At 58.0% G+C, this 22,735-nt stretch carries 17 protein-coding genes and 1 pseudogene; 8 read left to right on the plus strand and 10 right to left on the minus strand.

Annotation, left to right across the window (positions count from 1 at the left end; translation table 11 throughout):
- Both AB5Y97_RS10865 and AB5Y97_RS10870 read left to right on the plus strand, forming a co-directional pair.
- A protein-coding gene (locus AB5Y97_RS10865; protein ID WP_368157858.1) for an IS3 family transposase occupies positions 1-1,005 on the plus strand; the annotation gives its coding sequence in 2 pieces (ribosomal slippage) (positions 1-170 and positions 170-1,005; 1,006 coding nt annotated over the 2 pieces). This gene is flagged as partial in the annotation.
- A 38-nt stretch (positions 1,006-1,043) separates the two neighbouring features.
- Positions 1,044-1,241, plus strand: a pseudogene (locus AB5Y97_RS10870) (DapH/DapD/GlmU-related protein); the annotation flags it as partial.
- A gap of 381 nt (positions 1,242-1,622) precedes the next feature.
- On the opposite strand, the gene AB5Y97_RS10875 reads toward AB5Y97_RS10870, so the two are convergent.
- Positions 1,623-2,171 (minus strand): NAD(P)H nitroreductase, encoded by a 549-nt coding sequence (locus AB5Y97_RS10875; RefSeq protein WP_042080611.1) that lies wholly within the window; start codon positions 2,169-2,171, stop codon positions 1,623-1,625.
- A 114-nt stretch (positions 2,172-2,285) separates the two neighbouring features.
- Positions 2,286-4,313 carry an FAD-dependent oxidoreductase gene (locus tag AB5Y97_RS10880; RefSeq protein ID WP_368157860.1) on the minus strand — a complete coding sequence of 676 codons (2,028 nt, stop codon included), beginning with the start codon at positions 4,311-4,313 and terminating at the stop codon, positions 2,286-2,288.
- 208 nt (positions 4,314-4,521) lie between these two features.
- Here AB5Y97_RS10880 and sppA point away from each other — a divergent pair, with 208 nt between their 5' ends.
- The gene (sppA, locus tag AB5Y97_RS10885; protein ID WP_127006315.1) at positions 4,522-6,366 is read left to right on the plus strand and encodes a signal peptide peptidase SppA; all 1,845 of its coding nucleotides are present in this window, start codon (positions 4,522-4,524) and stop codon (positions 6,364-6,366) included.
- 91 nt (positions 6,367-6,457) lie between these two features.
- Here the strand turns inward: sppA and AB5Y97_RS10890 are convergent, their stop codons facing one another.
- The 8 genes from AB5Y97_RS10890 to AB5Y97_RS10925 all read right to left on the minus strand — a co-directional run bounded on the left by AB5Y97_RS10890 (position 6,458) and on the right by AB5Y97_RS10925 (position 15,651).
- A complete protein-coding gene (locus AB5Y97_RS10890) occupies positions 6,458-7,378 on the minus strand; it encodes a L,D-transpeptidase family protein (protein ID WP_005338927.1) in 921 nt (306 codons plus the stop codon).
- A 511-nt stretch (positions 7,379-7,889) separates the two neighbouring features.
- Complete coding sequence (locus tag AB5Y97_RS10895; RefSeq protein ID WP_069526537.1) at positions 7,890-9,131, minus strand: lipopolysaccharide assembly protein LapB; 1,242 nt, start codon at positions 9,129-9,131, stop codon at positions 7,890-7,892.
- An 11-nt stretch (positions 9,132-9,142) separates the two neighbouring features.
- Entirely contained in the window at positions 9,143-9,778 is a 636-nt protein-coding gene (locus tag AB5Y97_RS10900; RefSeq protein WP_005343441.1) for an energy transducer TonB, read from the minus strand.
- Positions 9,779-9,794: 16 nt separating this feature from the next.
- Entirely contained in the window at positions 9,795-10,202 is a 408-nt protein-coding gene (locus tag AB5Y97_RS10905; RefSeq protein ID WP_005338933.1) for a biopolymer transporter ExbD, read from the minus strand.
- 67 nt (positions 10,203-10,269) lie between these two features.
- Positions 10,270-10,797 (minus strand): MotA/TolQ/ExbB proton channel family protein, encoded by a 528-nt coding sequence (locus AB5Y97_RS10910; RefSeq protein WP_005338936.1) that lies wholly within the window; start codon positions 10,795-10,797, stop codon positions 10,270-10,272.
- 10 nt (positions 10,798-10,807) lie between these two features.
- A complete protein-coding gene (locus tag AB5Y97_RS10915) occupies positions 10,808-12,181 on the minus strand; it encodes a MotA/TolQ/ExbB proton channel family protein (RefSeq protein ID WP_201988066.1) in 1,374 nt (457 codons plus the stop codon).
- Positions 12,178-12,942, minus strand: coding sequence for a DUF3450 domain-containing protein (locus AB5Y97_RS10920; RefSeq protein WP_368157864.1), 765 nt, complete (start codon positions 12,940-12,942; stop codon positions 12,178-12,180). Before AB5Y97_RS10920 ends, AB5Y97_RS10915 begins: the two co-directional genes overlap by 4 nt.
- 108 nt (positions 12,943-13,050) lie before the next feature.
- Positions 13,051-15,651, minus strand: coding sequence for a TonB-dependent receptor (locus AB5Y97_RS10925; RefSeq protein WP_064338686.1), 2,601 nt, complete (start codon positions 15,649-15,651; stop codon positions 13,051-13,053).
- Positions 15,652-16,390: 739 nt separating this feature from the next.
- Between AB5Y97_RS10925 and AB5Y97_RS10930 the strand changes: the two genes are divergently transcribed.
- From AB5Y97_RS10930 to AB5Y97_RS10950, 5 genes are all read left to right on the plus strand, one after another.
- Positions 16,391-17,416, plus strand: a complete 1,026-nt coding sequence (locus AB5Y97_RS10930) for an ABC transporter permease subunit (protein ID WP_368157866.1) — start codon at positions 16,391-16,393, stop codon at positions 17,414-17,416.
- 106 nt (positions 17,417-17,522) lie between these two features.
- Positions 17,523-18,566, plus strand: coding sequence for an ABC transporter permease (locus tag AB5Y97_RS10935; RefSeq protein WP_201945793.1), 1,044 nt, complete (start codon positions 17,523-17,525; stop codon positions 18,564-18,566).
- A 149-nt stretch (positions 18,567-18,715) separates the two neighbouring features.
- Positions 18,716-20,533 (plus strand): extracellular solute-binding protein, encoded by a 1,818-nt coding sequence (locus AB5Y97_RS10940; protein ID WP_368157868.1) that lies wholly within the window; start codon positions 18,716-18,718, stop codon positions 20,531-20,533.
- A 31-nt stretch (positions 20,534-20,564) separates the two neighbouring features.
- Positions 20,565-21,686 (plus strand): ABC transporter ATP-binding protein, encoded by a 1,122-nt coding sequence (locus tag AB5Y97_RS10945; protein WP_368157869.1) that lies wholly within the window; start codon positions 20,565-20,567, stop codon positions 21,684-21,686.
- Complete coding sequence (locus tag AB5Y97_RS10950; RefSeq protein WP_368157871.1) at positions 21,683-22,729, plus strand: ABC transporter ATP-binding protein; 1,047 nt, start codon at positions 21,683-21,685, stop codon at positions 22,727-22,729. Before AB5Y97_RS10945 ends, AB5Y97_RS10950 begins: the two co-directional genes overlap by 4 nt.
- Positions 22,730-22,735 lie beyond the last annotated feature (6 nt).

Consider the following 22,735-nt stretch of genomic DNA (forward strand, 5'->3'; position numbering starts at 1 on the left):
CCGTGAGCATGGCATCAGCTCCGCTACTTTCTACAAGTGGCGCTCCAAATTCGGTGGCATGGACGCCTCCCTCATGGCTCGCCTCAAAGAGCTGGAAGAGGAAAATCGTCGCCTCAAGAAAATGTATGCCGAGGAGCGCCTCAAGGCCGAGATCATCGCCGAGGCCATGGCAAAAAAGTGGTAACGCCATCTGCCCGCAGGGAGATGGCTACCAAAGCGATTTCACACTTTGCTATCTCAATCAGGCTAGCCTGCAACATCTTCAAGGTCAGCGAAGGCTGTTATCGCTATCAACCCGTGCTTGCCGATGAAAACCTGCTTATTGCGGATTGGTTGCTGCGTATCACCGACAGCCAGCGTAATTGGGGCTTTGGCCTCTGCTTCCTCTATCTACGCAATGTCAAAGGGTTTGGCTGGAACCATAAGCGGGTCTACCGGATTTATCGGGAGCTTGAACTGAACATGCGGATCAAACCCAAGAAGCGATTGGTGCGTGAAAAGCCGGACGCATTGGCCGTGCCAGACAAGCCCAATCAGTGCTGGTCGATGGATTTTATGCATGACCAGCTCAGTGATGGTCGGTCGGTGCGACTGTTTAATGTGATCGATGACTTTAATCGCGAGGCGCTGTGCATAGAGGTTGATTTTTCATTGCCTGCCTCGCGGGTCAAGCGAGCCCTGGAGCAGGTGATCGAGTGGCGTGGCAAACCAGCGATGATCCGGTGTGATAATGGCCCGGAATATATCAGCGAGGAGCTCAAGGAGTGGGCGATGAAACAGGGGATCACCTTGGGGTATATCCAACCTGGCAATCCCCAGCAGAACGCGTACATAGAGCGGTTTAACAGAACGGTGCGTTACGATTGGTTGGCTCATCACCTGTTTGGCACACTGGAGGAACTACAAGAATTTGCAACGCAATGGCTGTGGGTTTATAACCATGAACGGCCCAATATGGCGCTAGATGGCTACACACCGAAACAGCATCTGGCAAAGGCTGCATGACCTCTACTTTTGAATGCTCCTAAAAATGGGGGGATTACCAGGGAACAGAGACGGCGCTGCCGGTCACCATTGAAGACAAGGTCTGGATTGGGGGCGGTGCCATCTTGCTGCCCGGCGTCACCATAGGGCGGGAGGCGATCGTCGGCGCGGGCGCCGTAGTCACCAAAGATGTACCGGCCGGTGCTCGGGTAGTCGGCAACCCGGCCCGGATCCTGCCAGCCAAAAACAGGGCATAAGGCAGCCAACCGGGTTGTATGCCGATACCGCCATCAACTCACAACAGACCCGACACCCCATAAAAAATAAAGCCCAATGTCACGAAGACGTTGGGCTGTTAAAAGGTGCTACGGAATTGCGACTCTCATCGCAGAAAAATTAGAAGGAGTGCCCTTCTAAACTGGCAGGGAGATATTAGCGAATGCGCAAACGTTTTACATAGTGAAATACAACAGGATTGCGAGGTACATCGCACTATTTAAATAATTACCTGCTATGGCGCGCGAAGCCTCTTTGAGCCATTTATTTTCCCCAATTTCTCTGGTTACTATTCACGGTTAAACAGAAAAGCCCCGATTTCTCGAGGCTTTACTTCTCTCAACCGCAACGTGGCCGAAAAGTCAGAAACGGCGGACAAACTCATCGAGCGGCAGCTCGCGCAGTTTACGCGCTTCAAGCATGGGGGTGCCGAGATAGAGGAAACCCACCAGCTGATCCTCTGCCGCCAGTCCCAATCCCTTGTTGATCTGCTCATCGAAGATAAACCAGCCGGAGCGCCAGATGCCGTTGAAGCCCTGCGCCTGCGCCGCCATCTGCATCGCCATCAGGGCACAACCTGCAGAGAGCTCCTGCTCCAGTTTCGGCACCTTGGGGTGATCCTGATAACGGGTTGCCACGGCGACGATCAAGGGCGCCCGCAGCGGCGCTTCGCTGCACTTCTTGATGCTCTCTTCATCTTCACCACGGGCACGGGCCGCTTCTGCGAGCAGCTTGCCCAGCCGCTCGCGCCCCTCCCCTTCGAACAGAATGAACTGCCAGGGGGTCAGGGTGCCGTGATCCGGCGCGCGCAGGCCCGCCTTGAGGATATTGTCGAGCACCTCACCGCTCGGGGCGGGATCGGCGAGACGGCCACAGGAGTGGCGATTGAGCAACAGGGTGAGGGCATCCATGGGCAATTCCTTCTCTGGGGCAATGATGGCGCTACCTTAGCACAGCACCGAATGAAGAAAACCCCTGAGGCTCAGGGGTTTATCGCACTAAAAAGGGCAAGAGGCTGCTACTTGCTAGATGATCGCAGCCAGCTCGGCCCCTTGCCGGATGGCGCGTTTGGCATCCAGCTCGGCGGCCACGTCGGCTCCGCCGATGATGTGCACCGGCTTGCCTGCCGCCTGCAACCCGGCCTGCAGTTCTTTAAGGGGCTCCTGCCCAGCGCAGACGATCACCTGATCCACCGGCAGACACTGCTTGGTCTCGCCCACCTGAATGTGCAAGCCCTCGTCATCGATCCCCAGATATTGCACGCCGGAGAGCATCTGCACCTTGCGGTTCTTGAGCACGGTACGGTGGATCCAGCCGGTGGTCTTGCCAAGTCCGTCACCCACCTTGCTCTCCTTGCGCTGGAGCAGCCAGATCTGGCGCTCGGGGGCGTCAATTTCAGGAACCGTGAGGCCACCGCGCTCGCCAAGCTGTTTGTCGATGCCCCACTCCTTGAGCCAGTGATCACGATGCCCATCGGCATCCGTCTCCACCTTCTTCTCGACCAGATACTCAGCTACATCGAAGCCGATGCCGCCGGCACCGATCACCGCCACCTTCTGGCCGACCGGCTTGTGATCCCGCAATACATCGAGATAACTCATCACCTTAGGATGCTCGATCCCCGGAATATTGGGGGTGCGCGGACGAATACCGGTGGCGAGGATCACCTCGTCAAAACCGCCGCTGAGCAGGCTCTCGGCACTCTGGCGCTGACCAAGGTAAAGCTCGACACCGCACTTCTCCAGCCGTTTGGCGAAATAGCGCAGAGTCTCGTGAAACTCCTCCTTGCCGGGGATCTGCTTGGCGAAGTTGAACTGGCCGCCGATTTCGCTGGCCTGATCGAACAGGCTCACCTGATGACCGCGCTCGGCGGCGTAGCAGGCGAACGCCAGCCCAGCCGGGCCCGCCCCCACCACCGCCAGTTTTTTGGGCTGGGGCACGCGGCCAAAGGTCAGCTCGGTCTCGAAACAGGCACGGGGATTGACCAGACAGGAGGCGCGCTTCTGCTTGAACACATGGTCAAGGCAAGCTTGATTGCAGGCGATGCAGGTGTTGATCTCGTCCGCCCGATTTTCGGCCGCCTTGATGACAAATTCGGGGTCAGCCAGGAAGGGGCGCGCCATGGAGACCATATCCGCCTCGCCCCCCGCCAGAATCCGCTCTGCCACCTCCGGGGTGTTAATCCGGTTGGTGGTGATAAGCGGCACCTTGAGATGCTTTTTCAGCTCGGCGGTCACCCAGCTGAAGGCGCCGCGCGGCACGCTGGTGGCGATGGTGGGAATACGCGCTTCGTGCCAACCGATGCCGGTGTTGATCAGGGTCACCCCCACCGCTTCCAGCGCTTTGCCAAGGGCAATCACCTCTTCCAGGGTCGAACCCTGTTCCACCAGATCCAGCATGGAGAGGCGGAAGATAATGATGAAGTCGGTGCCGACCCGCTCGCGGATGGCGCGGACAATCTCCACCGGAAAGCGCATCCGCTTTTCGCTGCTGCCGCCCCAGCCATCGGTGCGTTTGTTGGTGCGCTCGCAGATGAACTGGTTGATGAGATAGCCTTCCGAGCCCATCACCTCGACGCCGTCATAACCGGCCGCCTTGGCAAGCGCAGCTGTAGCCGCGAAGTCGCGAATAGTGCCGCGGATCTGCCGCTCGCTCATGGCACGCGGTTTGAACGGGGAGATGGGGGCCTTGAGGGCGCTCGGGGCCAGACTGAAGGGATGATAGGCGTAACGACCGGCATGGAGGATCTGCAGCGCTATCTTGCCCCCCTCCTGGTGCACGGCGCTGGTCACCTTCTTGTGCTTGCTCACCTGCCAGGGGAAGCTCAGCTGGGAGCCGTGAGGCACCAGCCGACCGCGCAGGTTGGGGGCAATGCCGCCGGTGACGATAAGGCCAACACCACCACGGGCGCGCTCGGCATAAAAGGCGGCCAGCTTGTCAAAACCGCCCTTCTCCTCTTCGAGGCCGGTATGCATGGAGCCCATCAACACACGGTTGCGCAGCTGGGTAAAACCAAGATCGAGCGGGGTCAGCAGGGTCGGATAGCGGCTCACGATGCCTCCAGTTAATTTTTTGTTATCAAACTGAGGCTAGAGTAAAGAATCGAAAATTCTTTTTCAAACAAATGTTTGGACAATTTTTCAGCGAACAGCCGTGCCCTGAACGAAGATAGACGGGATCCGCCAGTCGGAAATGGCAATTTCGCCCGCAACTGGTTAATAATGGCTCTTCTCTACCCATTAACAGGGCGATAACGCGACTATGTCTATTTTCAAAGGTCTGGGTTGGTTGTTCCGCAGCCTGTGGCGCCTGCTCAATTTCACCCGGCTGATGCTGGTCAATCTGCTGTTTCTCATCGTAGTGCTGGTCATCGTCTTCAGCGTCAGCCAGAAAGAGGCTCCCAAGGCGCCAATCGAAGGGGCGCTGACCCTCAATCTCAACGGCGTGCTGGTGGAGCAACGCTCCCAGACAGATCCCACCGTACAACTGCTGCGCCAGATGGACAGCAGCGACGAGCAGCCGAGCGAGATCGTTCTCTCCGACCTGCTGTGGGCCATCAAGAGTGCCAAGGATGACGAGCGCATCAAGGCGCTGGTGATCAAGCCACAAGGGCTGCAGGGAGCCAACTTCACCAAACTGCAGGAGGTGGCGAGTGCCATCGACTCCTTCCGGGAGAGCGGCAAACCGGTGATCGCCATGGCCGACTTCTACACTCAGGGCCAATACTTGCTGGCGGCCCACGCCGATCACGTGCTGCTCAACCAGAGCGGCGCCGTGGTGATCGAGGGGCTTGGGGTCTACCAGACCTACTTCAAGTCGGCGCTGGAGAAGCTCAATATCACCCCGCACGTGTTCAAGGTCGGCACCTACAAATCCTTCGTCGAGCCCTATACCCGCGACGAGATGTCTCCCGAGAGCAAAGAGGCGAACCAGCGCTGGCTGGATCAGCTGTGGCAATCCTATGTGGCTGACGTAGCCGAGCAGCGGGAGATCGAACCCGATGCGGTCGCGCCGGGCAAGGATCGCTTCCTCGAGCTGCTGCGCAAGGCCGGTGGCAATGCCGCCAACTACGCCCTCGACAACGGTCTGGTGGATCAGCTGGCCACCCGCGACGAGATGACTCAGGCGGTCATTAAAGAGGTGGGTGAAGCGGACGACCACGGCTGGAAAGGGGTCGGTCTGAAAGAGTATCTGGCTGCCATTCCGGAACAATATCCCCAGAGCGGCAAGGATGAGGTGGGTCTGGTGGTCGCAAGCGGCGCCATCATGGATGGCGTCCAGCCTGCCGGTACCATAGGCGGTGATAGCCTCTCCGACCTGCTGGCCGATGCCCGCCGCGATGACAAGGTCAAAGCCGTGGTCCTGCGGGTCGACAGCCCGGGCGGCAGCGCCTTCGCCGCCGAGCAGATCCGCGCCGAGCTGCTGGCCCTGAAACAGGCTGGCAAGCCGGTAGTGGTCTCCATGGGCAGCTATGCCGCCTCCGGTGGCTACTGGATCTCCGCCGATGCGGACAAGATCTTCGCCTCCCCGACCACCCTCACCGGCTCCATCGGGGTATTCGGCATGTTCGCCACCATCGACAAGGCGTTGGCCCAGTTTGGTGTGCATACCGACGGGGTTGGCACCACAGATTACGTCGGCGTCGGCCCGACCCGCGCCCTGCCGGAGCACGTCGGTCAGGCCATCCAGCTGAGCGTGGAAGATACCTACCAGCGCTTCATCGGTCTGGTCAGCAAGGGCCGTGGTCTGAGCCCGGAAGAGGCCGAGAAAGCGGCCGAAGGTCGGGTCTGGACTGGTGAGGATGCCAAGGCCCTGGGTCTGGTGGACGAGTTCGGCAATCTGGATGACGCCATCAAGGCCGCCGCCGAACTGGCCAACCTCAAAGAGTGGCAGGTGACCCCCATCGAGCAGGAGGAGTCCACCAAGGACAAGTTCCTGCGCCAGCTGTTTGACAGCAGTGCTCAAGTGCTGGCCCCCCAGTTGCAAAGCTGGCTGCCGGCTGGATTTGGCAAGGCATTGGTGGAAGTGAACCGCAGTCTCGACCCGCTCACCCGCTTCAACGATCCGCAAGGCACCTACGCCTTCTGCCCCGTCTGCGTGCAGTAAGCAAGCGGTGACTCCCCCATAAAAAACGGCGACCAGATGGTCGCCGTTTTCTTTATTCAGCCAGTGCGCGCGGCACCGCCAACTTGCTCAATCAGGGATTGAGGCGAGTCGGCATACCGGTACGCTGTTCCAGCACCTGCTTGACCACGTTGGAGTCAGACTCGGCGTGGGCGATGAAGCGGGTGATGGCCGGTGTCATCGGGAGCGGCACGGAGGCGGTGGAGTTGAACTCCTCCTCGGTGCGCGACAGGGGCTCGTGTACTTCCATGTAGCGACCGCCATCCGGCTCGACCGTGGTCTTGACCGGCTGGTTGACGAACTGGACGCGGGTGCCGACCGGCACGTTGTCGAACAGATATTTGATGTCGTCAGCGCGCAGACGGACGCAACCGCTGCTCACCCGCAGACCGATACCGAAGGTGGCGTTGGTGCCGTGGATGGCATAGAGGTTGCCAATGTAGAGGGCGTGCAGACCCATGGGGTTATCCGGACCGGCTGGCCATACTGCCGGCAGGGTCTTGCCCTGGGCGGCATAGCGACGACGGATGTTCTCGGTCGGGGTCCAGGTCGGGTTGGCGCGCTTGCGCTCTACCTTGGTGATCCAGTTCTCCGGGGTGTTTACCCCCAGCTGACCGATGCCGATGGGCAGTACTTCCACCACGTTCTTCCCTTTCGGGTAGTAGTAGAGACGCATCTCGGCAACATTGATGACGATCCCTTCGCGGGGCGCGTTGGGCAGGATCAGCTGGTGGGGAATGATCAGGGTGCTACCCGCTTTCGGCAGATAGGGATCAACGCCCGGGTTGGCTTCCATGATGTTGGTCAGACCCAGCTGGAAGTCAGCAGCGATCTGCTCCAGCGGACGGTTGTCCGCAGGCACCACGTATTCCTGGTTTTCACCGATCAGGCGGCTGTTGGCCGCAGGCAGACGGTACTCGACGGCGGCAGCCTGCTGGCTGACCAGCGCAAATGTGCATAAAAGGGCCGAAGCGGCAGTGCGAAGGGGATTCATAAAATTCCTGTGTGGTTTCCTGTACCAAATGGGCCGGGGGCCGTCTCATCCTCGGTCTGCCGGTGGCGGGCCAACCTGCCCCACGACGCCAATAACCGAGCGCGCATTCTTTCCTGAGTCGGCCAAAATTTCAACTTCCATATGTTGCTTTTCTTGTTAAAAGTAGCCGTTTTCGGTGTGACGCTTATCAACAGGGCAAAAGCCCCCTTGGCAAGTCGCAGCAAAGAGAAAGATGAATGGCACGGCCCGCCTGTCAGCAAGCCGCCCGAGCCCCCGTCAACCACAACGCAGCGCCACCTTGCTTCACGGTTGCAGCCCTAGCTGAAACGTTTGTCACACCGGGAGAGATAGACCAATGTCGATGGAGGCTCTGTATTGGCATGAAGAGGGATAAAACCGTGCCTCGGCCACCCGCCGGTGCTGGAAGCCACTATAAAAAAACCGCTCCGAAGAGCGGTTAATGGAGCCACCAGGCAACCATAAAAGGGACTACAGGTAGTTGTCATTGGAATTACTGGACGGCTGCCTCTCCGGTGCCATTCTGCTCTTTGAGGAAGCTGATCCAGGGGGATGCCCGACCGCTGACGTTGCCATTCTGAGCCGCCTGGGTGAAGGCGTTGAGGGCCTCCTTCGGCTTTTGTTGCTCAAAATAGGCGACCCCGGTCAGGAACTTGAGATCCGCCCGCTGTTCACCATTGGCATTGGCTGCCGGTTTGGCGGCCAGCGCCACCAGATCCTGATAGCGTTTGCTCTGGATCATCATGCGCGCCATTTTCAGCTGCAGATCGGCGCTCGGGGCCAGCTGGTAGGACTTGGCCAGGGTGTCGATGGCCGGATCCAGCTCCTTGGCCTGATGCCAGTAGTTGGCCAGGGTCTTGTAGTTGCTGGCACTCTGCTCAATCACCCCGTCCTTCATCCCCTTCTCCATCACCCGTGCGGCGCGATGGGGAATGCCGGTGAAGGCGAGGTAGTTGGCGAGGCGCTGCAGCTCGGCGGCCTCGGTCAACATGCCGAGGTTATAGGCCGACTCCAGCGCAGCCAGCGCCTTGGCATCGTTGCCTGCCTGCATATGCATGGCAGACAGCTGGGTCCAGTACTTCTTCTTCTCCGGGAACATGTTGACCAGAGAGGTCAGCACCTCGGTCGCCGGTTTGTACTGTTTCAGCTCGTAGTGAGCCCCCATCTTCAGCAGATACCAGGACTCCGGCGCTTTACCTGCCGACAGCTTGATCGCCTGATCCACTGCCGGGATCGCGTCACGGTACTGCTTGAGCTGCACGTGGGCGTTGGCCAGCGTGATATAGGCATGGGAGTTGGGCTTGTCATCCTTGCCCTGGTTGGCAAACCACTCCTTCATGGTCTTGATCGAGCCCTGATAATTACCCTCAGCCATATAGAGCTGGGCCAGGTTGTAGCGCACCTGCTGGGCCACCGGTGGCGGCAGGCCGCCTGTCGCGATGGCATCGGCAAAGTACTTGGTCGCCTGACCGTATTTCTCCTGCTGAGCGGCCACGAAACCGAGTGTCTGCAATATGACCCCCTTGTCGTAGACTCGCTCGCCCGCGCCGGAGAGGGCATCTTGCAGCTTGGCATTGGCCTCGCCGTATTTCTTCTCGGTGATCAGCTCCTGCGCCTTGTTGACCGCCCGATAGGCCCGATCCGACAGGGCCGGCTGCTCGGCGGCCCAACTGGCGGTGCTGAGCAGCACCGCCATGGCGACCGGGGCGAGGATCATCTTGTGTAACTTGTTCATCGCCACCTTCCTTAGTTGACCGCAAACTCGATCTCTTGCTGCATACGGCTCGCCTGCGGCTTGCCATCCACCATGGCCGGTTTGAACGTCCACTTGGCGATGGTTTTGCGCGCCTCTTTGCCGAGGTCATAACTGCGCGGCTCTTCCTTGACGATCCGCACGTTGCTGACGGTGCCGCGCTCGGTGACGGTGAACTCCACCAGCACCTTGCCGGAGGCCAGCCCCGCCAGTGCCGCCTTGCGGGGCATCATGGGCTCGAAGGTTGCCAGCGGAATGGCGCCGTTGTTGCCACCGACTCCGCCACCACCACCGCCGGTACTGTAGGCACCCAGCGCGTTGCCACCACCGATGTTGACCGGGATGTCGAGCTTGGGCATGTCCATCGGCGCGCTCTCCATCTTCGGCCGATCCGTGCTGGCCACTTCCATCTCGGGAGGCGGTGGCGGACGCTTGGGCGGCGGCGGTTTGGGCAGCTCCCGCTGTTTCTCTTGCAGGGTCTCCTGGGGCTTGAGGCGGATGAAATCGGTCATGGTGACGTCATCCTTCTCCACCAGCTCCCGGTGATCCGGTGTGATCAGCTTGTTCATTCCCAGAAACAGAAAGAACACCACCACACAGGAGACCGCCAACGATATCAGGTATCTCATAGGTCTCTCTCCGGCATCAGCTGCTCTTGTCTGCCGCGATGGAGATGTTCTGGACACCGGCCATGCGGATCTGATCCATGACCTGCACCACCAGACCGGAACGGGATTCGTTATCGGCCTGGATCACCACGGCACTCTCCGGGTTCTCGGCCCGCAGCCGCTCGATGTTGGCGCGCACCGCACCGACCTCGACCACCCGCTTGTCGACCCAGACCTGACCGTTTTCGCGTACCGCGACCATGATATTGCCCTTCTTCACCGTCTCGGCCGTGCTGGCACTGGGACGGTTGATCTCGACACCGGACTCCTTGACGAAGGAGGTGGTGACGATGAAGAAGATCAGCATGATGAACACTATGTCCAGCATGGGGGTCAAATCGATAGCCGCCTCGTCAGCACCGCTGTCGCTGTAACGTTTTCTCATAGCAGAAACTCCTTGCTTGTTCTGTGCCCCCGGCAGGCCATGCCTCGCCGGGGGTATGCATCCTGCATCAACCGTGTTTCAGGTTGTCTTCCAGCTTTTGCACCGCCAGTTTGGCCTTGTGATCGAGCTGGTTGACAAAAAACAGGCCGGAAAGGGCGGCGATCATGCCCGCCATGGTCGGTACCGTTGCCTTGGAGATCCCCGATGCCATCGCCCGCGGCGAACCGGTACCAGTGATGGCCAGGGTGTCAAACACCTGCACCATCCCCACCACGGTCCCGAGCAGCCCCATCAACGGGCAGAGAGCGATCAGCACCTTGATGACAGGCATCCCCTTGTCCACCGCCATGGCAACCCGTGAGACCAGCTCGCGCCGGATCTGCTTGGCAGACCAGGAGAGATGATCGGTGCGAGCCAGCCAGGTGGCCTTGGTCTGCTTCACCTGCTTGGGGTAGACCGCCATGAAGTAGAACCAGCGCTCCAGCAACAGGGCCCACATCATCAGGGTCAGGAAGAACAGGGCGACCAGTACATCGCCCCCCAATCCCAAAAACCGGCGGACCGACTCGACTTCTTCAATCAACCAGAACCACATGGGTGACTCCTTACGCTGCGGCTTTGGAGGCGTGCAGACGTTCCTGATAACGGGCGACGAAACCGGCGCTCTGCTCTTCCAGCACCTGGATCAGACGACGGCTCTGGGTCTGCACAATGGTGTAGAGGAACAGCATGGGCACCGCGACGACCAGACCCTGCATGGTGGTCACCAGCGCCTCGGAGATACCGCCCGCCATCAGCTTGGGATCGCCGGTACCGAACAGGGTGATGGCCTGGAAGGTGGCAATCATCCCCACTACGGTACCGAGCAGGCCCAGCAGCGGCGCGACGGAAGCGATCAGCTTGATGAGGCTGATGCCCTTCTCGAACTTGGGCACGTTGCGCAGGATGATCTCGTCGAGCTTGGACTCCAGATCCTCGATGTTGTCACCGCGATGGTTCTGGTAGGCCCCCAGCATGTCACCAATGGGGTTGCCCTTGATGATCTGATCGGATTTCAGCTGCTTGCGCATGGACGAGCCGATCAGCGACAGGCGGATACCGCAGAAGATGGCCAGCAGGGTACCGATGACCCCCAATGCCAGGATCACATAACCCACGGAACCACCCTGATCGATACGCTCCTTGAGGGTCGGTGACTGCACCAGCAGGGAGAGGATCACGCCGCGAGACGGGTCGATAAAGATGGGCTTGACCCCGTCACCGCCCTGTTCAAACTCGGCGATCGGTTCCAGCACACTCTTCTCCGGTTGCCGGGAGAGCTGCTCGAACTTGCCGGTCTCCGGCACGAAGGTGAGGTACTTGCCTTCGGAAACAGTGTTGAACTCGCCGATCTGGGTGACAGTCTTCTCGGCCTGGTTGCCTTCGCCGTAGACCACGGTCGCCGGGATCTGGCTCACCTTGCCACCGTCCACCATGCGGCTGAGGGTAGTGGTCCAGAACGCTTCCAGATCGTCGCTGGAGGGGAGCTCTTTACTCTCGGCCAGACGGGTCAGCAGGGCGGATTGCTCCGGATGCTCGACCCGACGAGCGGAGGCGTTGAAGATCCCCTTGAACTCACCGGCGAACTGACGCAGTACACCAAACATCTCGCCCATGTTGCCGGAACGCTGGCGCAGGGTTTCGGTCAGTTCGGTCAGCTGCTTGTCGTTGGCATCAAAGGTCGCCTTGAGCTGCTCGCCCTTGGCGGTTTCGGCTGCCAGCTCGGCCTTGGCCTTGGCCAGCAGCGCACCCTGCTCGTTCTTGTCAGCCAGGAAGCGGGCTTCCCGCTCCTTGTTGAGTTGGGATTCGCTCAGGCTGGAGGCCTTGACCTGGTTCAGCAGCGCATTGAGATCCACCGGTTTTTCGGCAGCGGTCACCGGCAGGGTGACCAGGGTTGCTCCCGCAATCAGGGAGGCAATAGCAAGTTTGATTCCTTTCATGATTCTTTCTCCGCAGTTTGAACCGGCAGCTTGATCAGCGCGGGAGGCGCCTGCTTCTTGGCGATGCGAAGGCCCTGTTCAACCGCACTGCGATACTCCTGGGGCAACTCTTCCCACTGGCGGGTCTGCTTGTTCCACATGCCGGTCTCCTGACCATCCGGAGACTGGTAAAGCAGCGCGATGCGACCAACGCGCAGGAACTCGTAGGTCTTCTCGCTGCCATCCTTGTCCAGGCTCGCTTTGTAGGCCTCGATGGTGCGGCTGAAGCCCTCCTCGATCTGGTAGGCCTCCAGGATCTTGCGGTATTTCTCGGAGATGGTGACATCGGCCCGGTTCATCAGGTCGGTCAGAGCCGCCACGCGGTCCTCGCGCTCGACCTTCTGGAACGGCAGATCCAGTGACACAAACTGCTCGAGGGAGTCGATCATCTTGAGCATCAGCGGCACCACTTCGGTGCTGGTCTGGTCGATCTGGGCGATCTGCTTTTGCATCGACGCCAGCTCGGCACTCTGGGACTCGACCATCTTGCTCACCTGCTCGTTGTAGGTGCGCAGACTGTCGACCTGACGCAGGGCGGCCTTGTACTGGGCCAATGCGGATTCGGCAGATTCGGCATAGCTGTCGATCTTCTGCTGGGAAACTTTGGATGCGTTGTCGGTGGCGGCTTGAGCGTCCACGGCCTGACCGGCAGTGGCGGCAATCAGATTGAAGCTGGTCAACAAGGCGGCCGAAACCAGGCTGCCAAGGAGCGCTTTCTTCATTGTAATGGTCCTTGTCTTCATAGGATTACCCTATCTCCGTAACTTCCTTGGACGTTGGGCACAGCCGGCCCGACCGAGCCGGCTGAGGTTGTATATCAACAGGGTTGATTAGAACTTGTAATTGCCTTCCACAAAGACAGTCCGACCAATCGGATTGTCATAATCGTTGGCAAAGTAGGGGGCGGTATCGCTGATGCGGTCAGCCGGAGGAGTCTTGTCAAACAGGTTGACCGCACCCAGTGTCACGCTGGCAGCTTCGTTAATCTGATACCCCATGGTGAGATTCCATGTCGTGAAGCTAGCGATTTCAGGTTCAAATCCTTGAGCTTTAGCATCTTCGCAATCAGTGAAGTAGTAATTGTTAGCGTAAGATGAGCACATCCGATCACGATAGTTAGCAAACAAGGTTGTTGTCAGGTCACCATAACCCCATCCAAGCTCCCAGTTTCCTTTATATTTCGGAGTGAAAGGCAGGTCATCAACAGCCGATTCTCCCGCCTGCACGATGCGCTCGCGTTTAAGCTCACGAGTGAGAGCTATTGAAGTACGGAAGATACCGAAAGAATCAGTCTCGTAACTGTATTTTACTTTGAAGTCGAGACCTGAAATCTTCTCGGATGCCATGTTGACCGGACCATAGCTTACTTTTACCAACTTACCGTTAGCATCGCGTTCCACCACTGAGCCTGGATACTGAGATGGGTTATTAATGACTTTCTGACGATCAGGGTCATCAACAATATCCTCGAGATCGATGTAATAGTAATCAACTGTGAAACCCAGACGCTCGATCGGTTCCCAAGCCAAGCCCAAGTTGTAGTTGTTACTACGCTCTTCCTTTAGAGCCTTATTGGGGCCGGTAACAACATCGTAGTACTGAGTCCCACACGCTTCTGCGATCGCAGGAGTAGACTTGTCACCCAAGCCAGACCCTCCCTGAGCCAAGCAGTATTGCAAGTCAGAACTAGAACCAAACGCCTGAGTTGAACCACCAAATAGTCGCTTCATATCAGGAGCCTTGAAACCTTGCCCCCAGCTACCACGCAATAACAGCGTATCAATAGGGCGATAGGTAATGGCAACCTTGGGAGTGAACGCACCGCCGGTTTCAGAGTCATCAAAATAGCGATCGTAGCGGCCAGCCAATGTCATCTCGACGTCAGTGATCATCGGAATGAGAAGTTCCCCACCAAGACCGACTTGATCGCGTTTACCACCGCCTTCAGTACCTCCCAAACCAGAAAAACCACCGGCTTTGGTTATGTCATCGGTTGTCTCGCTATAGTCCGTGTTAGTCCACTCGGCAGCAAGAGCGAAACCCGAGGTGCCAGCAGGGAGTTCAACCAAATCACCGCTCAGAGCACTATTGAAACTCCACAACTTGGTGGAGGCATCCTTATTGGAGTTTCCTGAATATTTGGCGACGGTAGCAGGATCGATTCGCTGGAATAGGTCTACATCCCCCTGGCGAACAGCATCTTCGAGTGTCCCAAGTACAGCAGGATTGTCTGTGGACACATCTTGGGTAGCGTAGCCTGCATAGGCTTCCCACTCATATTTATCAGCCAATGTACCAGTCAAACCTGTCGTGAAAGCCGCTGCATCAGAGGTGGTATTACTTTGGCGCGGTCCGAACTCGACAAGACGGCGTACATAGGAGCCCTCTTGACCATATGGATTACCAGGATCCGTTGCGGAAACCTTAACCTCTAGGGGATTGGGTTCAAATTGTGAGTTAGTCTCCTTGGTTCCCCAGCGAAGCTCTGCCATTGCTGTGACATTATCAGTGATATCGTACTCACCACGCCCCATCAGATCGTACTGCTTGTCTTCTGGTTTGAGGGTTCGATCACCAGCTCGGTTATAACCACATTTGCCATTTGCCAGCTTGACTGCATTTTCACCAATAAGACTGGTGCAATCTGCAACTGTTGCAACCAATGCGCCATTAGACTTCTGGAAGTTGGCTCCGTAACTAGAGAAGTTACCAAAAGCTGAACGATCTGATTTATCCAAACCGGCCCAGTCACGATCTTTGTTCTTCAATATTTCATTGCCAGAAAACTGACCCACAACCATGGTTCTGGCCCGCTCCCATTGGGAGCCCGCAACAATGTCAACGCGACCATGCTGATAACCACCTTCGGTCGTATCACCATATTTTGCTTTGACAGCGACCCCATCGAAATCTTTTTTCAGAATGAAGTTAACTACCCCTCCGATGGCATCAGAGCCGTAAATGGCAGAGCCTGCATCAGTGAGGATCTCGACACGCTCGATGGCAGCAACAGGAATTTGACCAATATCGGTGAAGTTACTGGACCCGTCTTGTGCAAGCGGGTATTGAGGAAGACGTCGACCATCAACAAGCACCAAGGTCTTGCCAGCGCCTAAGCCGCGCAAGTTGACTGACTGAGCAGCAGGCGTGAATGAGAAAGAATTTGTCTGATTCATCACACCGCTGTTTTGCGACAAAGAGCCAAGAATATCTGCTGCACTATTAAACCCGCGAGCTTCAATATCTTTTGCACTAATCATGGTAACAGGTGATGGGCCTTCCACCTGAGTTGTAGATATACGGGAGCCAGTGACTTTGATTTTCTGCAGTTTTTCGACGTTCTGCCCTTCTTCGGCAGATACGGATGGGGCCGCCGCAAGGCTCGCCAAGGCGAACGCAATCGCAGCAGAGATTCTGCTCTTCCTAAGCATCGCTTATATCCTTCCTGGTTGTTTATTGTTTGCTTCCTGATACCGCCCTCTTTGGAGCGATGTGTAAGGCTTATCAATCTTTGACTAGCGACGTCAATGGAGCAGGGGTGTGGCGAGGTCAGGCGTAGAATAAGCGGAGTGTATTAATTTTGACCGGCATAATTAGTGAATAATTCTACCAAAAACAACCAACACAATGTGAAAACATTGTTAAATGGCATAAATGGCGCTGAATTAAAATTTGATGAACTTATTAGTTAACGTGCTGTCCGTTTATATTTTATTTTGATTTATCGGTCTTAATAAGCATAAAACACTAACTTCATGAGGGTTTCATCTGACGGTTCTAATGGGGATAACAGATAAGATCGTCGAGATGGTATCGTTTTCCTTTAATTTCACATCTCAAACAAAAACATTATAAATCAACAAGTTAACACCGATAAAAACTCAAATAAACAGCTATTTATATTTTTTAAAATAATGTTGAGCAGTAGCGTTTTGTTTTGATTTTTACTTTTCAGATAAAAAACGTCATTTTTCGGTGCTTTTGGTCTCAGCGGGTCATTTGTCCCAGTTTTCCATTTCCTTGTACTTGATTTTTGTTGCAGAGCTTTTACAGTGACCAAGCGGATTGTCTGCTGTTTGGCAACCAATCCAGCGCGTAATGCCAGGAAGGACAGGCCCGTCACCGGATTTGACTGGCCGCAAAAAAGAACAACAAGGACGAGGTTCCACCATGCTGTCGTATTTCCTACGCCGGATGCTTTTGATCATCCCGACGTTTCTCGGTATCACCCTGCTCGTCTTCACCATCACCCGTTTCGTGCCGGGCGGACCGGTCGAACGCATGCTGCTACAAGCCCAGGTTTCCCAGAATGAATCTGGCCGCTCCAGCGGCAGCAAGGGGGCGCAGGCCCTCTCCGATGAACAGATCGAGGAGCTCAAGGCCTTCTATGGCCTCGACAAGCCGATGCTGGTCGCCTACTGGGAGTGGCTGCAGAAGCTGGCGGTGCTGGATCTGGGCGAATCGACCCGCTACTACGAACCGGTGTGGGATCTCATCAAGGAGCGGCTCCCCGTTACCGCCTTCTTCGGGCTGGCAACCTTTCTGCTGAGCTATGCGGTCTCCATTCCGCTAGGTGTGGCGAAGGCGCTCAGGCACAACAGCCGCTTCGACTCGTTGAGCTCCATGCTTATCTACATGGCCTATGCCCTGCCAGCCTACGTGGTGGGGATCTTCCTCATCACCGTCTTCGCCTTCCATCTGGAGTGGCTGCCGATGGGCGGTTTTCCGGGGGATGATTTTGAGTATATGGAGAGCAGCTGGGATCAGATCCGCACGGTCTTTGCCCACGCCCTGCTGCCGCTTATCGCCTACGCCATCGGCGATTTCGCCATCCTCACCATGACTATGAAAAACAGCCTGATGGAGAACCTGTCGGCCGATTATGTGCGTACTGCGGTGGCCAAGGGGTTACCGTTTCACAAGGCGGTCACCGACCACGCGATGCGCAACAGCCTGATCCCCATCGCCAGTCACCTGGGGTCTGTGCTCACCGTTTTCTTTGGCGGCTCCTTCCTCATCGAGACCATCTTCAACATCGACGGCATCGGCCTGCTCGGTTACGAGGCGATCGTCGAGCGGGATTACCCCACCGTCATGGGCATTCTGACCATCACCTCCATGCTGATGCTGATTGGCAATATCGTCTCCGATATCTGCGTTGCCCTCGTTGATCCCCGCGTGCGGTTTGGAGACTGACCATGAATCAGACCTCTATTGCCATGCCGATGCTGATATCACGCCATATCGTCTCCGATATCTGTGTTGCCCTCGTTGATCCGCGCGTGCGGTTTGGAGACTGACCATGAAGATCAATCCGGTTACCTTGAAAAAACTCAAGCGCTTCAAGTCGATCAAGCGCGGTTACTACTCCTTCATCATCTTCACCACCCTGGTGCTGCTCTCCCTGCTGGCGGAGCTGCTGGTCAACAGCCGGGCACTGATAGTGAGCTATCAGGGCCAGTTGCACTTCCCCACCTATGGCGATGTGATCCCCGGTCAGCAGTTCGGGCTCGATTACGAGTACGAAACCAACTACCGCCAGCTCAAGGCCAAATTTGCCGCAGAGGGCCAGGGAGACTGGGTACTGCTGCCGCCGGTACCCTGGAACCCCTACGAGCAGGATTTCAAGGAGGATGCCTACCCGCCCTACGCCCCTAACCTGGCGGAGCGCCACTTCCTCGGCACCGACACCAGCGGCCGAGACGTGCTGGCGCGACTGGTTTACGGCTTTCGCATCGCCATCGGCTTTGCCTTTATCGCGCTGGCGGCCAGTTACGCCATCGGGGTAACCATCGGCTGTCTGATGGGCTTTCTCGGCGGCCGCTTCGACCTCATCCTGCAACGCTTTATCGAGATCTGGTCCCAGGTGCCGTTTCTCTACGTCATCATGATCCTGGTGTCGCTGGCCAAGCCCAACTTCGGCCTGTTTGTCGCCATCAACGTGCTGTTCGGCTGGATGGGGATCACCTGGTATATGCGCACCCTCACCTACAAGGAGCGGGCGCGGGACTATGTGATGGCGGCACGGGCACAAGGGGCGACCACCGGGCGGATCATCTTCAACCACATCCTGCCCAACACCCTGATGATGATCGTCACCCTGGCGCCGTTCGCCGTGGTGGGCAATATCTCCACCCTGACGGCCCTCGACTATCTTGGCTTCGGGCTGGCACCGCCGACCCCGAGCTGGGGAGAGCTGCTCTCCCAGGGCATCAACAATCTGGATGCCATCTGGATCGTCAGCTCGGTGGTGGCAGCGGTGAGTCTGGTGCTGATCATGGTCTCCTTTATCGGCGAGGCGATCCGCGAGGCGTTCGATCCGCGCAAATTTACCCGTTACCAATAAGCCAGCCGATGTCAGCGCATCGGCAGGCGTCGGGTAACGAACAGTGATTAATGAAGGACGGGCCGCCGCCATCGGCGGTCCCGAGAGCAAGGGATAATCCCGTTATCAATCAAGGCCCCCAGTGCAGGGGCCAGACCTGGAAGTCAAACATGAAAAATAAAATCAAATGGATAGGTGCTCTCTTTGTGCTGGTAAACGGATCCTCGGTCTGGGCGGCCAGCCTGCCTGCGGATCTCAAATGGGAGACCAACGACACGGATCCTGTGTTCGCCTCCCCCAAGGCGCAGCCGGGCGGCAGCCTCAATATGTTTGTGGAGAGCTTTCCGCTGACGTTCCGCACCGTGGGGCCAGATTCCAACGGATCGTTCCGCTCCTTTATTCTCGATAACCAGTTGCGACTCATCAGCTTCCACCCCAATACCGGCAACCCCATTCCCTCGCTGGCGACCCACTGGGCCATCGCGCCAGACAGCCAGACCGTCTACTTCAAGCTGGATCCCCGCGCCAAATGGTCGGATGGCAAGCCGGTCAATGCTGACGACTACACCTTCGGCTACGAGATGATGCGCTCCAAACACATCAAAGGGCCCTGGTTCAACAACTACTACACCACTGAAGTGGTAGCGGTAGAGAAGATCGATGATCACACCATTCTGGTCAAAGCGGGCAACCGCAAGGCCAAGATGGACCTGCTCAACACCACCGAGCTGTGGCCCCAGCCCAAGCACTACTACAAGCTGACCCCCAACTGGGTGAAGCAGTACAACTGGGCCGTGGTGCCCACCACAGGTCCCTACGTGATCAGCGACGTCAAGAAGGGCAAGTCGGTCACCTTCAGCAAGCAGAAGGATTGGTGGGCAAAAGACGATCGCTACAACCAGCACAGATTCAACATCGACACCATCAAGGTGCAGGTGATCCGCGACCACAACATCGCCTTCCGCCACTTCCTGAAAGGGGAGATCGATACCTTCGAGATGATCCTGCCCAACTGGTGGCATGAAAAAGCGGTCACCCCGGAGTACAAAAAAGGCTACGTGCAAAAAGTAATGGCCATGACCGATACCAAACAGGGCGGTCAGGGGGTTCACCTCAATGTGGCCAACCCCAAGCTGGCGGACGTAAACGTGCGCCTCGGCATCCAGCACGCCTTCAACATCGACAAGATGATCGAGACCGTGCTGCGCGGCGACTATGACAGAGCCACCACCTTCGACTCGGGCTTTGGCGAGTTCACTGACATCACGCTGCCACAGCGGGCTTATGACATCGGCAAGGCGCGGGAGTACTTTGCCAAGGGCGGTTACAACAAGCCGGGGCCGGACGGCATCCTGCAAAATGAGAAGGGAGAGCGGCTGACGCTGGCACTCACCTACACCAGTCAGGAGCACTCCAAGCGACTGACAGTGCTGAAAGAAGAGGCCAAGAAAGCGGGGCTGGATCTGGAGCTCAATCTGGTGGATGGCGCCACCGGCTTCAAGGTGATGCTGGAGAAGAAACACGAGGCGGCCTGGCTCGGTTGGGGCGGCGGCGGTCTCTATCCGCAATATTGGGAGTTTTTCCACTCCGCCAACGCCAACAAGCCGCAGACCAACAACCTGTTCAACGTAGCGGACAAGGAGCTCGACGCGCTGATCGACGCCTACAACGTCGAATTCGACATGGCCAAACGGGCCAAGCTCTCCCAGCAGATCCAGCAGCGTATCTATGATCTCGCCATCTTCGTGCCCGGGGTGCAGCTCAACTATGTGCGGGCCAGCAGTTGGCGTTATGTGATGCTGCCGGAAGTGCCTGCCACCAAGAACACGCCGGACCTGCTCTACTGGCCGATGGATGGTTATCCTCACAGTAGCGGCGGTCTGCTCTGGCTCGATCCCAAGGTGAAGGAAGAGACCCGCAACGCCAAGGAGGCAGGGGAAGCGCTGGCGCCCATCAACCTGCTCGACAAGACCTATGCACGTCATTGATATTCAGGCCATTGCGAAGGGAGCAGCCGTTATGCCCAACACCCAGGCCCCCATTCTTGACGTACCGGATAACGGGTGGGAGTTCGCCGTTGATAACGGCCAGCACCCAGCCCCAATCCTCGACGTACCGGATAACGGGGGGGAGTTCGCCGTTGATAACGGCCAGCACCAGACTCCAATCCTCGAAGTGCGCGATCTTGAGGTGGAGTTCGCCGTCGATGACGGCAAGATCAAGGTGCTCGACGGGGTCAGCTTCAAGGTGGCCCCGGGTCAGACGCTGGGGATCGTCGGCGAGTCCGGCTGTGGCAAGAGTGTCACTTCACTCGCCATCATGGGGCTGCTGCCCAAGCCCCACGGTCAGGTAGTCGCCGGTTCCATCCGCTTTCAGGGGGAAGATCTGTTGTCGCTTGCACCGGATCAGATGTACAAGGTGCGCGGCAACCGCATCTCGATGATCTTTCAGGAGCCGATGACGGCCCTCAACCCGGTGCAGACGGTGGGGGAACAGCTGATGGAGGTGTTTCGCCTCCATCGCCCCGAGTATGACAAGGCCCAACGCAAAGCCGCGGCCATCGCCATGCTGCAGAAGGTGGGGATCCCGGAACCGGCCCAGCGCTTTGCGGTCTATCCCCATAATCTCTCCGGCGGTATGCGCCAACGGGTGATGATCGCCATGGCGCTCTCCTGCGAGCCAGACCTGCTTATCTGCGACGAGCCGACCACGGCGCTGGATGTCACCATTCAGGCCCAGATCCTCGAACTGATGAAAGAGCTGCAGGCCCAGACCGGGATGGCCATCATCTTTATCACCCACGATCTGGGGGTGGTTGCAGAGCTGTGCGACGAAGTGGTGGTGATGTACGCCGGGCGGGCGGTGGAGCAGGCCGATGTGTTCGAACTGTTTGACCATCCCCGTCACCCCTATACCCACGGCTTGATGAGCTCGATCCCGCGCCTGGAGGATGAGCCCAAGAGCCTGCTCAAGACCATCAAGGGACAGGTACCGGCCCTGCACGAGATGCCCGCTGGCTGCCGCTTCTCCAACCGCTGCTCCCATGCGACCGATCTCTGCATCAGCGCCATTCCGGCGGTGGAGCAACTCAATCCGCGCCACCATGTCGCCTGTCACTACTGGAAGGAGTTGACCCCATGAGCACTCTGTTATCGGTCAGGGATCTGAAACAGCACTTCCGGCTGGGAGGCGGCTTCCTGCGCAAGCAATATACGGTTCATGCGGTGGATGGCATCAGCTTCGATCTCAAGCAGGGGGAGACGCTGGGGCTGGTGGGTGAGTCGGGCTGCGGCAAGTCCACCCTCGGGCGCAGCCTGCTCAAGCTGTTCGAGCCGACCGCAGGCACCATCACCTTCGAGGGGCGCGACATCACCGCCCTCAGCCCGAAGGAGATGCGCTCCCTGCGTCAGGAGATGCAGATGGTGTTTCAGGACCCTGCAGAATCCCTCAACAGCCGCCACACCGTGGGCCAGATCCTGGAGGAGCCCTTTATCATCCACGGTAAAGGCAACACTGAGCAGCGGCGCGGCTGGGTGCAAGAGCTGCTGGCAAAAGTGGGCCTGCCGGGAAGTGCGGTGGATCGCTACCCCCACGAGTTTTCCGGCGGTCAGCGCCAGCGGATCGGCATCGCCCGCGCCATCGCCCTCAAGCCCAAGCTGCTGGTGTGCGACGAGGCAGTCTCGGCCCTCGATGTCTCGGTGCAGTCGCAGATCGTCAACCTGCTGCTCAGCCTGCAGCGGGAGATGAACCTCTCCATCATCTTCATCGCCCACGATCTGTCGGTGGTCAAACACATCTCGGATCGGATTGCGGTGATGTATCTGGGACGGATCGTCGAGCTGGCGGATGCCCAGTCGCTCTATCTGGCGCCGCGCCACCCCTATACCCAGGCGCTGATCTCCGCCATTCCGGTACCGGACCCGCGCAGGCGCAGCCAGCGCATTCTGCTGACCGGCGATGTGCCCTCCCCCATCTCGCCGCCAAGCGGCTGCCACTTCCACCAGCGCTGCCCCCATGCGACCGAGCTGTGCAAAAGCAAGGCGCCAAGGCTTGAGGCGTGTGATGAGGCCCATCATCAGGTGGCCTGCCACACCCCGCTCGCCGTCGGTGGTCACGCTATCAGCGGCAGCGCCATCAGCGGCAACGCTATAAGCGGCGACAGCAGGCTGGAGCAGGCGAGCTAGGCGCAG

It is taken from the genome of Aeromonas sp. R10-2, from assembly GCF_040908445.1.
GTDB classification, from domain to species: domain Bacteria; phylum Pseudomonadota; class Gammaproteobacteria; order Enterobacterales; family Aeromonadaceae; genus Aeromonas; species Aeromonas veronii.